Source organism: uncultured Campylobacter sp., from assembly GCF_938040115.1.
Lineage (GTDB): Bacteria > Campylobacterota > Campylobacteria > Campylobacterales > Campylobacteraceae > Campylobacter_A.
In genome coordinates this window covers 1-14,163 of sequence record NZ_CALHXD010000156.1, presented here as the reverse complement: position 1 = coordinate 14,163, position 14,163 = coordinate 1, and the positions used below count along the sequence as shown (strand labels likewise).

Here is a 14,163-nt window from a genome sequence, read left to right as displayed (position 1 = left end):
GTCGCGGCTAAAATTTTAGCTACGTTAAGCGGCGATATTTTGGAGCTCAAATCCCCGCAAATGCTAGCTCCTAGCAGGGCCGAGAAATTTGGCGACGAGGGCTTTTTAATCAAATTAAATCAAACTTACGTAAATTTACTAAAGGCCGACGCGAATCAAAAACTACCTGCCATAGATATCAAAACGCAGCGAGATTTTGGGTATTTTCATCTGGTCGATATCGACGAGGAGAGCGCGAAAATCCTGCTCGAACCGCTGGCAAAAACTTACGAAGTACAAATTTATTCGTCTCAAATTTTATCAAATTTGGCGCTAATCAGAGTGGAAGCAAATAAATTCGGCCAAACGAGCGGCTTTATAAACGGCGCTAAAAATCTTTTCTCAGGCAAATTTTTTGAGGGCGAGGATGTTTTTCGTCACGTTGCGAGCACGCTTATAGCAAGCGGGCTAAAGCTCACCTTTGCCGAGTCTTGCACGGCGGGGCTTGCCGCGGCAAAATTTGGCGCTTTTGCGGGGGTTTCGGCGGCGTTTAACGGCTCGCTAGTGACGTATGCAAACGAGATGAAACGCGACTGGCTAGGCGTTAGCGATGAGATTTTGCAAACCTACGGTGCGGTGAGCGAGCAGTGCGTGATGGCGATGCTAAAAGGCGCGTTAAAGGCGAGCGAATCGGACTTTTCGCTAGCTATCAGCGGGATTGCGGGGCCTGACGGCGGTAGCGAGGCAAAGCCGGTGGGGACGGTATTTGTAGGAGCTTACGCAAAGGACGGCGAGTGCATCATCGAGAGGCTAAATTTAAACGGCGACCGTAACTATATAAGAGAGCAAAGCGCGCTGGCGGCGTATGTTTGCTTACTAAAGCTAAAGCCGAGACTGTTTTTGGCGTAAATTTTGGTCAAATTTGGTTAAATTTGCGGCCACTTAAAATTTAAAGCGATACGCTTTTGTTTTATTAAATTTTGTAAGAAACGGTGACGGTTTTTGCGTTAAGTACGGCGGCGAGTTTAAATTTACCGCCGTCTTACGCGCGAGTGGAGCACAAATCAGCTCCGCCAAGCTTAAAATTTAGCGCAAATTTAAGCCTGACGGACGAAATTTATAAAGCAAAATCGCGGACTATTTTTGATACGGCACGGTTTCGTAGCCTTGATTTATGAGGCTACCCATGCCGCCGTCAAGATTTATTATATTTAGCTCCGGCGAATCTATCGCCATAGCCGCCGCAGCGCTTCTGCGCCCGCTCCTGCAAATTAGCGCGACGGGCTTTTTTAGATCGAGATTGGCTTTTAGTTCGTTTAAAAAGCTATCTTTGTCGGCGGGGTTAAAAGTGATGGTCTTTGCGCCTTTTATCACGCCTGTTTCCGCCCATTCAGAAGGCGTTCTGATATCTACGATCTGCTCGTAGTTTTTTATCGCCTCGGGACTAACTTGCACCGTAGTAATCTCTGCAAAAGCCATCGCTGCAGCCGCTCCTAAAAGTATAAATTTTCTCATTTTCTCTCCTTAAATTTGACGGCGTGAATATTAGCACTCAATTTTAAATATTTTGTCATTCTAAAATCACTCCGGCATAAATTTTTCTTTTTTAATAATTAATATTACTTTCATCGGCCAGACGCTATAATCGCAAATACATATCGATACAAAGGATAAAAATGAAAAAAAGTTTTTTCGCGCTTAGTTTGCTTTCAAGCTTTTTGTTTGCCGCAGAGGTAAATATCTACTCTGCGCGCCACTACGACGCCGACAGCGAGCTCTATAAGCTTTTTGAGCAAAAGACGGGTATCAAGGTAAACGCCACGCAGGCAAAAGCCGGCGAGCTAATCAAAAAGCTAGAAGTCGAGGGCGATAGCTCCGCGGCGGATATCTTTATCACCGCAGACGCTGGAAATTTCTACACCGCAAAGACTAAGGGTGTGTTGCAAGCGGTCAAATCAGAAACTCTAGAAAAAATCGTGCCTGAGCAGTATAGAGATAACGACGGTCAGTGGTTTGCTATCTCAAAACGCGCTAGAGTCATCGTTTACGACAAAAGAGACTTCGATCCTAAAGGCATCAAGGACTACGAGGATTTGGCAAAACCGGAGCTAAAAGGAAAACTGCTAATCAGAAGCGCGACGGCTCCGTATAGCAAGTCGCTGCTAGCTGCTATCATCGAGGCTGACGGCAAAGACGCGGCTACTAAATGGGCGGAAGGCACGCTAAAAAATCTAGCCCGCGATCCAAAAGGCGGCGATAGGGATCAGGCTAAGGCCATCTACGCAGGCGAGGGCGACGTAGCGGTTATGAACACCTACTACATAGGCCTCATGCTAACCTCTCCGAAAGCCGAAGACGTCGAGGCTGCGAAAAACTTGGGCATCATTTTTCCGAACCAAGATAACCGCGGTACGCACGTAAATATCAGCGGCATCGCGCTAACCAAAGCTGCTAAAAATAAAGAAAACGCAGTTAAATTTATGGAGTTTATGGTGAGCCCTGAGGCGCAAAAGATACTTGCGGGTATAAATTTCGAGTATCCGATCAACGCAGAGGTCGAGCCTAGCGACATCGTAAAAGGCTTTGGCAAATTTAAAGAAGACTCCACTCCGCTTTATAAAAGCGTGCAAAACACGAACGAGGCTATTAAAATTTACGACGTAGCCGGCTGGAAATAATGAAAGTAAAATTCGGGGCGATCTTTATCGCCCTTATCGTTTTGATCCCCATTTTTAGCATATTTTTCGAGATCGCTTTGGGCGACTACTCCTTGCTCGAGCATTTTTTTAAGTATCTTTTTATGAGGTATATCCAAGGTACTTTTGCCGTCGCGGCGGGCGTTTTGGCGCTTAGTCTGGTTATCGCCGTGGTTTCGGCGTGGCTGGTGGCGAACTACCGCTTTGCGCTATCAAATTTCTTTGAATATGCCCTCATCCTTCCGTTTGCGATTCCTGCTTATATATTTAGCTTTTGCTACGTCGGGATTATGGATTACGGCGGATATTTTCATCAAATTTTCGGCTTTAGGCTGGAGTTTATGAATATCTACGGAGCGATTTTCGTGCTGTCGTTGTCGCTTTATCCGTACATCTATATGTTTGCTAAAACCTCGTTTAAACGCAGTCCGCAGCGATTTATGACGTTTGTAAAATTTACAAGCTCCCCGGCCTTGCCGTGTTTTTTAGGGTTGCGATATTTCTGTCGCGTCCGGCGATCGTGGGTGGAGCGATGCTCGTGCTCATGGAGACGCTTAGCGATTACGGCACGGCGGCTTATTACGGCGTAGAGACTTTTAGCGCGGGCATTTTTAAGCTATGGTTTGACATGGGCGACTCGTACTCCGCGTCCGTGCTAGCGGGACTTTTGATGATGTTCGTGTTTGTTTTGATGATATTTGAGCACGTTAATAAAAACTCTAAAAAATATAGCTTTGCTACTCATGATACCTCTAAATTTACGCAAAAGCGTGAGCTTGGTAAAATTGGCTCAGCGGCGGCGTTTTTGTGGTGCGCGAGCGTGTTTTGTCTGGCATTTGTGTTTCCTTTTACCTGGCTTTTGTATTGGAGTATTCACGAGCTAGATAGCTTTAAATTTGAGTTCGTGCAGATGGCTTTAAATTCGCTTCTGATGGCTGCAGGCGCAGCGATACTCATCACGGCGGTGAGTTTTTTCCTCGTTTTTGCGACGAGACTTATAAAAAACAAAGCGCTAAACGCCTTTTTGCTAAAATCTGTCTCGCTAGGCTACGCGCTGCCTGGCGCTAGTATCGGGCTTTGCGTGATGATAGTTTTTGGTTATATTGACCGAAATTTTGACACCCATCTGCTCTCGTCGAGCTTTGTAGTGCTGATTTTCGGATACGTCGTGCGGTTTTTGGCGACCTCGATATATGCCGTCGAGAGCGGATATGCCAAGATCCCGGCAAATATCGACGACGCCGCGCTTTTGCTAAACGGCTCACGGTTAAATTTGTCTTTTAAAGTGCATTTTCCGCTGCTTCGCCACTTTTTCTTTCTCTCTCTCATCGTCGTTTTTATCGACATCATTAAGGAGCTGCCGCTTAGCCTCATTTTGCGGCCTTTGGGCTTTGAGACGCTTAGTATTAGAGCGTTTTTTTACGTGGCTGACGAGAGGCTTTATGCTGCAGCTCTGCCGTCGTTTCTCATCGTTTCGATGTCGCTAGTCGCCGTCCTTTGGCTAGAGATAATCTCCAGAAAAAAACAAGAAAGATAAAAATATGGCTGAAATTTTAAAAATCGTAAATTTAAACAAGAAATTCGGAAATTTAGAGGTTTTAAAGGACGTAAATTTAAGCCTTAACGAGGGCGAAATTTTAAGCGTGCTAGGCGATAGCGGCTGCGGCAAAAGCACGCTTTTACGCATAATCGCGGGCCTTGAGACGCCAAGCGGCGGTCAAATTTGCGTCAAAGAGGGCTGCGGCACCGCGATGATGTTTCAGAGCTACGCGCTTTTTCCGCATTTAAGCGTTTGCAAAAACGTGGAATTTGCGCTGTGGCGACTACCTAGCGCCGAGCGAACCCAAAGGAGCGCGCAGCTGCTGGAGAAATTTAAAATCTCCGAGCTAAAAGACAAAACTCCCGATCAAATTTCGGGCGGTCAAGCGCAAAGGACTGCATTTGCTAGAGCCGTGGCTAACCGCGAAAAGCTGCTTTTGCTCGACGAACCCTTCGCTAATCTCGATCGCAACCTAAAAAGCGCGCTAAGAGGCGAGCTAAAACAGATGATAAAGGCAAACGGCATCAGCGCGGTCATGGTAACGCACGACAAAGAGGACGCCTTTTTGCTAAGCGACAAAATCGCGCTGATAAAAGGCGGCAAGGTTTTGGCTTTCGGCGCTCCTAGGGAGCTGTATTTTCAGCCTGCATCTTACGAAATCGCCTGCTTTTTGGGTGATATGAATTTGATTGACGAGCGGGATGCGCAAAATTTGCCGGCTGAATTTAGAACGTGGCTGGAGCAAAGAAACTTTATGTTTCGTTCGGAGCTAATCATAAGCGGCGAAAAATACGAAGCAGACGTGATAGAAGCCAAATTTTTAGGTGCATTTTACGAGTTAAATTTAGACTTTTGCGGGGTTAAATTTAAAGCCGTCGTCAGCTCAAATTTGCAGATTTGCAATAAATTTAAATTTGACCTGGCTTAAATTTGACGAAAAGGAATCAAATTTTAAATTTGGCTTTCTGGGTTGCGGTTTTCGACGTAATCCACTCTCGACCAAGCAAGCACGTAGATAAACCCTAACGCCAGGTAGATGCCAAGCACCGCAAGCTCGATAGGGTAGGGATCGCGCAGGGCTTTGGTTAGTAAAAGCTTTAGCGCCGCAGCGATAAAAGTGCCGACTACGCAAAGCACCGCGTAGCCTGAAAATAGGGCGTTTTGCGTGACGGCACCGAGTTTTAAATTTATCTTTATCCAAAGCAAAAACGCAAGTACTGCCGTGCCGCAAATCACGAAAAATAGGACCTTGTGCGTGCTAGCTGGTGCGTAGTTGGTGCTAAAACTCAGCAAAATCATCGCGCTGCTAATAGCGATAAAAATGCGGTAAAGCTTAAACACGCCTCCGCCTGCGAGTTTGTTTACCTTTGATATCGCGCCGTAAAGGCAGATGACGGAAATAAACAACATCGCTACGCGCGCGCTCGTTGCGATATCAAAGAGGCTTTTTGGTAAAACCATCTCTTGCGAGAGCAAATTTAAAATAACCAAAATCCCCGACGTCATACCAAGCGCCCTTGCCGTACTTATGCGTTTTATAAAGCCTTCTTGCATATTTTGCCTTTTATTAATTTAGTAAAAATTTTACACAAACAAACTTAAAATTTTTATTAAATTTAACCCAACTAGACATGCGAATAATCGCGATCTAAAATACAAAAAGCAAAGTTGCGAGCCGTCGAAAAGAGATCGTTTGCGTCAAATTTGAGTGTATAAAATGAAAGATGATTTAAGGCCGCGAGCGTAAAAATAGAATTTACGCCTGATAAATTTGGGCGGCTTACATGTAGTTTAATAAACGTCGCAAAGCTCGCAAACCGCGTAAACAGTGATATAAAATTAAAATAGGCAAATTTCACGAACTCGTAAATTTCAAAATACATAAAATTTTACGCACAGCGCAAAAATTGCCGATTAATAACCTAAAAACTACTTTACCTGCGCGCTGAAAATCTGCGTTATGCTGGGTATCTGCTTGCCCGCAACGTCAAATTCCGCCGTTTTCATCCGCACGCGGTAAAGCGCGTTTAAATTTTCCTCATTCAAAACCTCGGCGCTGAGCCCGTAAACGTAGCTAAGATCGTCCTTTAAAATGAGCGTGCGGTCCGCCACCGCAAGGGCGTGGTTTGGCTGATGCGTGGTAAAAACGATGCCGGCGCTACTTTTTTGCTTCAAATTTACGATGAGGCTTAGCACGCGGTCTTGGTTTTTGATATCAAGCGCGCTGGCTGGCTCGTCCAAAAACAGAATTTCGCTCTTGCTCGCGATCGCTATAACAAAGAGCACGAGCTGCCTCTGCCCGCCGCTAAGGGCGTTAAAGCTGCGCTTTTGCAGATGGGCGACGCCTAGCGTATCCAGAGCGTCAAGGCAGATTTGAATATCCTTTTTGCCCGGTTTTGAAAAGAGCGAGATCTCGCGTACCCGCCCCATCAGTACGATGTCAAGCACGCTGTAATCAAACGCCACGCTAAAGCTTTGCGGCAAAAAGCCAAATTTTGCCTGCGTGTTAAGCTGTCCCTCTTTGAGGCCTAAAATGCCCATCATGCACGACATCAGCGTGCTTTTGCCCTGACCGTTAAGTCCTAAAATCGCTAAAATTTGACCGCGCTTAATCTCAAAGCTTAAATTTCTAAAAAGAAATTTGCCCTCTTCGTAGAAAAATCCAGCGTCTTTGATTGAGAGCAAACTACCTTCTGTTCGCATCGGCGCTCCTTCTTAAGAGGATGGCGAATATCGGGCTGCCGATGAGCGCGGAGATGATGCTAAGCGGCACTTCGCTAGAGCTGATCGAGCGCGATACGTCGTCGATGGCGAGCATAAAAACGGCTCCCGCGACGAAGCAAGCGGGCATAGAGCGCAAGTGGTCGCTGCCAAATATCATCCTAGCGACGTGCGGCACCACGAGGCCGATCCAGCCGATGTTTCCGCTGACGCTGACCTGCGCGGCGACTAGCAGGGTGCAGATGACGAGGATGACCGAGCGCAGCCGCACGATGTTTACGCCGAGCACCTTTAGATCGCCGTCTTCGAGGCTGAGTAGGTTAAACCGCCACCGCATCGCGATGAGCGCCGCGACGCAGGGTGCCGAAACGGCGGCGAGCATGACGAGCTTGTCGTAGTCTGCGCGCACGAAGCTGCCAAGCAGCCAGTAGATGATGTTTGGCAGCACGTCTTCGTTGTCGGCTAGATACTGCACGAGGCTCGTTAGCGCGGCAAACACGCCGTTTATGACGATGCCTGCTAAGATGAGCGAAAAGACGTCGCTGCGCGAGACGAATTTGGCGATAAAATAGAGCATAAAAAGCGCGGCGAGCCCGAAAAAGAAGGCAAAACCCACGATAAAGTAGGAGCCAAAGCCTAGCATGATGCAAAGCGCGCCGCCAAATGCCGCCGCGGTGCTCACGCCCACGATGTGCGGGCCTACGAGCGGGTTTTTAAACACCGCCTGAAGCGCAAGGCCGCTAAGCGCCAGTATCCCGCCGCAAAGGCTCGAAAGTAGGGCGCGCGGGATGCGGATATCAAGCACGACGCTCTTTGCCGTCTCATCGGCGGAGGAGCCGAGTAAAATTCTGCCCGTCTCCTCTAGGCTCACAGGATATTGCCCGATGCCAAGCAATACCGCAAATAGCAGGACCCAGAGTAGCAGCAGGGCGAAAAATTTCATTTATAGCTCGTGCGGTAGAATTTTTGATAAAATTCCTCTACTTTTTTGTCAAATTCCGCTTCGTCAAAGTGCGTTGGATAGAGCTTCATCGCTAGCCACCACTCGCCAAGCGCCATGGCTTCGGCAGTCGGATAGCCCCATGCTTTGGCGTATTCGGGCATCATGTAAATTTTATCCTCTTTGACCGCGCTTAAATTTGCAAGCTGCGGGTTGGATTTAAGCTCGGCGGGCACCTGAGGGTAGCGATCCTGCACGAAGATCATCTGCGGCGCCCACGCTAAAACTTGCTCTGCAGATACCTGCTTGTAGCCCTTGATACTCTGAGCCGCGACGTTTTGCGCGCCGGCACGCATAAACATTATGCCCGTGTATTTGCCGCTGCCGTAGGTCGTGAGGTCTGGATTTGCCATGTAAATTTTAGGCCTTTTATCGACGATGAAGTCGCTAAATTTAGCCTTTAGCTGCTCTTGCGAGGTTTTTACGAAGCTTATGAGCTCGGCGGCCTCTTTATCGCGGTTTGCGACCTTACCTAGAAGCTCTATGCCGTCGTAAAAGCCCTCGGTGTAGGCTGCCTCGTCATCTTTGAAGGTCGGATTTAGCTTGCCCTTATCGGCGGCGTCGCTGCGATGGAAGCTAACGGCGACGACTGGGATTTTGAGCTCCGTCATCTTGTCGATGTATTCTTGCGGGATGTAGTTCGTGACGATCACGACGTCGGGCTTTAGCTTAAGCACCGCCTCGTAGTTGATGACCTTTAGATCGCCCGGAGTCGGCATATCTTTTAGACTCGGCGCTAGGCGGATGTAGTTTTTGCCGAGCGACTTTTCCCACGACTCCTGCACGCCGACAACTTTATCCAGCGCGTTTAGCTCATTCAGTGCGTTTAGGCTTTGGTGCTGAAGCACGACTATGCGCTTAACCTCGTCCGGTAGCGTGACGTCGCGGCCTAGTTGGTCGGTTATAATGCGATCTGCAAAAAGCGAACTCGCGCACAGCGCAAGAGCTAGCGCGAAAGAGTTAAATTTGCTCATGTTTTTCCTTAAGTTTTTAAATTATATTTATTTATAGGCTACAAATAAGCATTTTTAGCTCATAAATAAATAGCATTATATTACAAAAACAGCGATGAATTTATCATAAAATTTGAGAGGCGACACTAGTGCCGTTTTCGATAAAATTTAGCAAAACGGCTAGTATGGCGGCTGTGATAAAACTTGAAGTTTTTAAATTTTAGGGCTACGCTAGAGCGATATTTTTGATCCTAGCCCAAGCTGCTAGTTCGCAAAGCGGGATCAAAAGCGCTATCGTAAGCAGCGCGTATGGAGATACCAAACCGTTAAGGGACGAAAAATCGATAAACTGAAGCGCTATGCACATAAAGGCTAAGCCTGAGTAGATGTAGAAAGCACTGCTCTGCGTATCTTTGCCGAGCAGATAGTACGCAACGCCGAGCATAAGCCAAAAGTAGATAGTAAGAATAGAGTCTATGGTAAGAAATATCGTAAGAGCTGAGCCTTGTATGTTTAAAAAATTACTTGCGACTGCTCCGATTACAGAATAAGCATTGTCAACAAAAGAGCCTCCAATCTGCGCCGCGGCATACTCTACCGCACTAAAACCGACTTGACTTACCGAATACAATGCCATAGATAGCCATAAAATCGCTATTAGCGCCGCCGCGATTAGCGCGGAGGAAATTCTCGTAAAAAGCTTGCTTGCAGAGAGTTTGGAGATTTGTCTAGCAACAAGAAGCTTAAAAATCATCGATGCAAGAAAAGTAAAGCAGATAAAAAACACGGCGGTCAAAAATCCAGCTAGCGAAACGCGGCTGCAAAATTCGCACAAAGCCCAAATAGATATGTAGCCTTCGATGATTAAAATATTAGACGCTATGCCGCGGAATTTTATCTCGGCCAGGGGTTTCTGATCTATCTTTGCGCCTTTGATTTTTCTTTAAATTTGGTAACGGGTTTTATTTGCCGATCCGCTATAAAAGAGGAGGGCTAAATTTAGCCCTCGATGTAGTTTTTGAGTTTTCTACCGACTTTTGGGTGTTTTAGTTTTTTGATGGCAGAGCTTTCGATCTGGCGGACGCGCTCGCGGGTTACGTTTAGCTCCTTGCCGATCTCTTCTAGCGTGCGGTCGCTCTCGTCGTCGAGCAGGCCAAATCTCATCCTAATGACGGCTTTTTCGCGCTCGTTTAGCTGATCTAGGACTTCGTCGATCTGCTCTTTTAGGTCGTTTTTTAGGATGTGATCCATCGGGCTTAGAGAGCTTCTGTCCTCGACGAAATCTCCAAATTTACCGTCGTCTTCGTTGCCGATAGGGGCTTCTAGGCTGATAGGCTCTTTGGTTATTTTGATGACCTGTTTTATCTTGTCCGCGCTTAGTCCGACCTCGGCTGCGATTACGTTTATATCCGGCTCTTTACCTTCTTCTTGTAGGTATTTTCGGTTGATTTTGTTTATACGGTTTATCGTTTCTATCATATGGATAGGGATACGTATCGTACGAGCTTGATCAGCGATAGCACGGCTGATAGCCTGACGTATCCACCACGTCGCATAAGTCGAAAATTTATACCCCTTTTTATATTCAAATTTATCGACCGCTTTCATTAGCCCGATGTTACCCTCTTGAATCAAGTCTAAAAACGGCAAACCACGGTTTGTGTAGCGCTTGGCGATGCTCACGACTAGGCGTAAATTTGACTTTGCCATCCTGGCTTTTGCTTCGTCGGATATCTTTTTGCCGCGCTTGATTTGCTCTAAAATTTCCTTTAAAAGTATCGGATCTAGGTTAAATCCGCTCTTGCTCGCTTCCTTGGTCGCAAATAGCTTTTTGATCTCCACGTAGGTTGATACCATCGTAGCCTCGGGTACTCGCGCGATGATATCTTCTTTGCTGAGCTTGATGATATCTTTTAGGATCGACTTGTGATTTTTCTTTAGTTCGTCGCTAAACATCGGTAGTTTATACTCAAGCCTTTTTAGCTCTTTGTCGAAGTCGTCATCGCTCTTTAGCGCCGTTTCCATCGACTTTACGATCTCGGTTATGAGCTTGCTGGTAGGCCCTAGATCCATTAGCTTGTCTTTTAAAATTTTCTTTTTAAACGCAAGCGTTATCTTTGCTAAAAACTCATCCTCAGTCTCTACTTCGTTTTGTTTATTTGCAGTTTTTAGCCACTCTTTTTTGGCCTTTTCGAGCGCTTTAAAACTCTCGATTACTTTTTCGGCTCGTTTGTCGTCTTTTTTATTGTGTTTTTTTGGCTTGGCTTCTTTCTCTTCGCCTTCCTCGACATCATCCTCGACTTCTTCGTTTTCTTCCTCTTCTTCGACCTCTTCGCTGCCTTCCTCACCTTCGTCGTCAAAGCTTCTAAAAAGCTCTTTTACGCGGCGTTCGCGGTTTATAAGCGGCTCTTTGTAGTCAAGAATAAAATCGATAAGGTATGGTACTGAGCAAAATGCGTCAATGATGATATCTTCGCCAAGCTCGATTTTTTTGCTGATTTCTACTTCTTCTTCTTTGGTTAGTAGCGCGATTTGACCCATTTCGCGTAGGTACATACGCACGGGACTATCCGAGCGCGACCACTCGAGCAGATCGGTTTCGCTGGCTAGGTCAAATTCTTCCTCTAGATTGTCGTCGGCTAGTTTTGCTAGCTCCTCGCGACGCTTTTTAGCGTCTTCGATATTGCGCATTTTAGCGATTTCAGCTGAGGTGATGAGCTGGACTTTATTTTCTTTCGCCAGCGACTCTATCTTTTTTGCTATCGCTGCGGTCGGCGCTTTGTCTAGGAATTTAACTAGTTTTTCGTAAGTGATATAGCCTTTGGCATTTTCTTTGAAAAGCTCTTCTATGAGCGACAATGCCTCTTTTTTTGCGGTACTCATTCGGGATTCCTTCTTTTTGTAGAAAACGAGGATTATACCCAAACTTCTTTAAATATTAATAAAAATACGATTATTCGGGCATTTTTACGTAGGCTAAATTTGCTGAAAATTTTATTAAATTTGAGTTGGAACGGAAGTTGCTGATCTAATCAGAAAAATGTGCTCGTCTGAAAGTTGCAAGCAAAGCGTAGCAAAAAAGACGAGTCGCCAAAATAAGGAAAAGTAAATGAACAACGGCTACTACCAAGCAACCGGCGCCATGGTGACGCAGTTTAACCGCCTAGACGTCATCGCAAACAACCTTGCTAACATAAATACTATCGGCTTTAAACGCGACGACGTCGTAGTGGGTGATTTTGAGAGGATTTTTAAGGAGTATCGCGACGAGCTACCGATAGAAAATCACACGAAAGACGCAGCGAAATTTCTAAACAGAACTATCGATAGAGTGCCGCAAATCTCGGAGCAATACGTGGATTTTAGTCAGGGCGGGCTTAAATTTTCAAACAACGACCTTGACTTTGCGATGAAGCGAGAGGATCTGTTTTTCTTAGTCGAGGTGAAGCCCGGCGACGTGCGCCTAACCAAAAATGGCTCGTTTAATCTCGACGAGGACGGATTTTTGGTAACAAAAGAGGGCTATAAAGTGCTGCCGAGCGATTATTTTACGAATAATTTTCAAGGTATCCAAATCCCGCAGGGAGAGCGCTTTTCCGCCGATAAAAACGGCAATCTCTACTCGAACGAGGAGCCGCTAGCTAGGCTTTATATCGCGCAGCCAAAAGAGATACGAAATCTAACAAAAGAGGGCGATAATCTCTATGTTTTGCCAAATTTAAAGGAGCTTGAAGACGTGGGCGGCGAGATAGACACGGTCGCGTGGAAATACACTCAAATCTCCAACGTAAACGCCGTGACTGAGATGGTCGGACTGATCGAGACGCAGCGTTTTGTCGAGATGTATCAAAAGGTGATGACGTCGCATATGGATGATCTAAATCAGGAAGCTATAAGCAAGCTCGCTAACACGAAAGTCTAAATTTAGCGTTATCTCTTTGACGTATTTGCGAGAGATTTAATTTTTACTCGCGGCGACAGGCTACGTGTCTAGTCTTGCTAGTAAAAATTTGCACAACTCGCAAATCCGTTCAAAGATATTTCCGCTAAGGTTTTTAAATTTTAATAAACATAAATCGCTATATATTAAAAACCCTATAGCTAATATAAATTCAAAATACTTCTGCCAAAATATTTTCAAATTTCCCCAAATTTGCAAATTTGGAACGCCTTTTGCTAAACAGTTAAGAAATGCGAGAAATCGCGCCGAATTTGTAAATTTTAGACGTTCGCCAGGCATAAAAATAGTCGGCGACGGTTTTATGCAAAAGCGTAAAATTTAAGACTGCAAATTTGGAATATTTTTTGCAAATTAAACAAATAAAGATAAGGCGCTCAAAGCTAAGGTAATGACTAAGCGGAAGCGATTTACGGATTAGACGAGGCGGGTTTTATTTTGACGAGGGAGCATACTGGGCGTATGTGACCGAAGTCAAAATAAAACACAACGACGTATAAAACCAAAGCGCGACGCGCCTGTAGAAAGAGGAAAATGAAATGATGAGGTCTATTTACTCCGCCGCCACCGGCATGATCGCCCAACAAACCCAGATCGACGTTACGTCGCACAACATCGCAAACGTAAACACCATCGGCTACAAGAAAAACCGCGCCGAGTTTGCCGATCTGATGTATCAGGTCATGGAGTATGCCGGCACTGCAACCAGCGCCACGACGAAAAGCCCAACGGGTATCGAGGTGGGTCTAGGCGCGCGTCCGACGGCGATAACGAAGATATTTTCGCAAGGCTATTTTAAAGAAACGAGCAATAACCTCGATATGGTTATAGCTGGCAACGGTTTTTTTCAGGTGCAGCTTCCAGACGGCACGACGGCGTATACTAGAAACGGCGCCTTTAAGCTAGATAGCGAAGGCACGATCGTAAACTCCGACGGCTACGTGCTTCAGCCGCAGATGACTATCCCGGCCGATGCCACGCAGGTTTCAGTCGGCACCGACGGCACCGTCTCAGTACTTCAGCCTGGCAACACCGAGATGACGCAGGTAGGCCGTATTGAGCTAGCAAATTTTATCAACCCGGCAGGCCTACACTCTATGGGCGACAACCTCTATCTGCCGACTGGCTCTAGCGGCGAGGTCGTAGTTGGTACGGCGGGTCTTGACGGTCTGGGTACGATCAGACAGGGGTTTGTCGAGATGAGTAACGTTCAGCTGGTTGAGGAGATGACCGATCTCATCACGGGTCAGCGTGCGTACGAAGCCAACTCAAAGGCGATCACGACGAGCGATGATATGCTCTCTATCGTAAATAGC

At 46.3% G+C, this 14,163-nt stretch carries 12 protein-coding genes and 1 pseudogene; 6 read left to right on the top strand and 7 right to left on the bottom strand.

The window, feature by feature from the left end; genetic code table 11:
- Positions 1–888 (top strand): CinA family protein (locus Q0314_RS05610; RefSeq protein WP_298057404.1); only part of this gene is annotated, 888 nt, incomplete at its 5' end.
- Between the two features lie 228 nt (positions 889–1,116).
- On the opposite strand, the gene Q0314_RS05605 is transcribed toward Q0314_RS05610, so the two are convergent.
- The gene (locus Q0314_RS05605; RefSeq protein WP_298057403.1) at positions 1,117–1,494 is read right to left on the bottom strand and encodes a rhodanese-like domain-containing protein; all 378 of its coding nucleotides are present in this window, start codon (positions 1,492–1,494) and stop codon (positions 1,117–1,119) included.
- Positions 1,495–1,655: 161 nt separating this feature from the next.
- Here Q0314_RS05605 and Q0314_RS05600 point away from each other — a divergent pair, with 161 nt between their 5' ends.
- From Q0314_RS05600 to Q0314_RS05590, 3 genes and pseudogenes are all read left to right on the top strand, one after another.
- On the top strand, positions 1,656–2,657 hold the full coding sequence (locus Q0314_RS05600; protein ID WP_298057402.1) for a Fe(3+) ABC transporter substrate-binding protein: 1,002 nt from the start codon (positions 1,656–1,658) through the stop codon (positions 2,655–2,657).
- A pseudogene (locus tag Q0314_RS05595) lies at positions 2,657–4,212 on the top strand (iron ABC transporter permease). The gene Q0314_RS05600 and the pseudogene Q0314_RS05595 overlap by 1 nt, the downstream one beginning before the upstream one ends.
- 13 nt (positions 4,213–4,225) lie before the next feature.
- Positions 4,226–5,143 carry an ABC transporter ATP-binding protein gene (locus tag Q0314_RS05590; protein WP_366114501.1) on the top strand — a complete coding sequence of 306 codons (918 nt, stop codon included), beginning with the start codon at positions 4,226–4,228 and terminating at the stop codon, positions 5,141–5,143.
- Positions 5,144–5,166: 23 nt separating this feature from the next.
- Here Q0314_RS05590 and Q0314_RS05585 read toward each other — a convergent pair whose 3' ends face one another.
- From Q0314_RS05585 to rpoD, 6 genes are all read right to left on the bottom strand, one after another.
- Positions 5,167–5,769 carry a hypothetical protein gene (locus Q0314_RS05585; RefSeq protein ID WP_298057397.1) on the bottom strand — a complete coding sequence of 201 codons (603 nt, stop codon included), beginning with the start codon at positions 5,767–5,769 and terminating at the stop codon, positions 5,167–5,169.
- A 375-nt stretch (positions 5,770–6,144) separates the two neighbouring features.
- Positions 6,145–6,918 (bottom strand): ABC transporter ATP-binding protein, encoded by a 774-nt coding sequence (locus tag Q0314_RS05580; RefSeq protein ID WP_298057395.1) that lies wholly within the window; start codon positions 6,916–6,918, stop codon positions 6,145–6,147.
- Positions 6,902–7,879 (bottom strand): iron ABC transporter permease, encoded by a 978-nt coding sequence (locus Q0314_RS05575; protein ID WP_298057394.1) that lies wholly within the window; start codon positions 7,877–7,879, stop codon positions 6,902–6,904. Before Q0314_RS05575 ends, Q0314_RS05580 begins: the two co-directional genes overlap by 17 nt.
- A complete protein-coding gene (locus Q0314_RS05570; protein ID WP_298057392.1) occupies positions 7,876–8,910 on the bottom strand; it encodes an ABC transporter substrate-binding protein in 1,035 nt (344 codons plus the stop codon). Before Q0314_RS05570 ends, Q0314_RS05575 begins: the two co-directional genes overlap by 4 nt.
- A gap of 205 nt (positions 8,911–9,115) precedes the next feature.
- Positions 9,116–9,724 carry a hypothetical protein gene (locus Q0314_RS05565; RefSeq protein WP_298057391.1) on the bottom strand — a complete coding sequence of 203 codons (609 nt, stop codon included), beginning with the start codon at positions 9,722–9,724 and terminating at the stop codon, positions 9,116–9,118.
- A gap of 164 nt (positions 9,725–9,888) precedes the next feature.
- A complete protein-coding gene (rpoD, locus tag Q0314_RS05560) occupies positions 9,889–11,805 on the bottom strand; it encodes an RNA polymerase sigma factor RpoD (RefSeq protein WP_298057406.1) in 1,917 nt (638 codons plus the stop codon).
- A gap of 193 nt (positions 11,806–11,998) precedes the next feature.
- Between rpoD and Q0314_RS05555 the strand changes: the two genes are divergently transcribed.
- Positions 11,999–12,811, top strand: coding sequence for a flagellar hook-basal body protein (locus tag Q0314_RS05555; RefSeq protein ID WP_298057389.1), 813 nt, complete (start codon positions 11,999–12,001; stop codon positions 12,809–12,811).
- Positions 12,812–13,386: 575 nt separating this feature from the next.
- Positions 13,387–14,163, top strand: a 777-nt coding sequence (gene flgG, locus Q0314_RS05550) for a flagellar basal-body rod protein FlgG (protein ID WP_298057388.1), incomplete at its 3' end; no start/stop codon positions are given.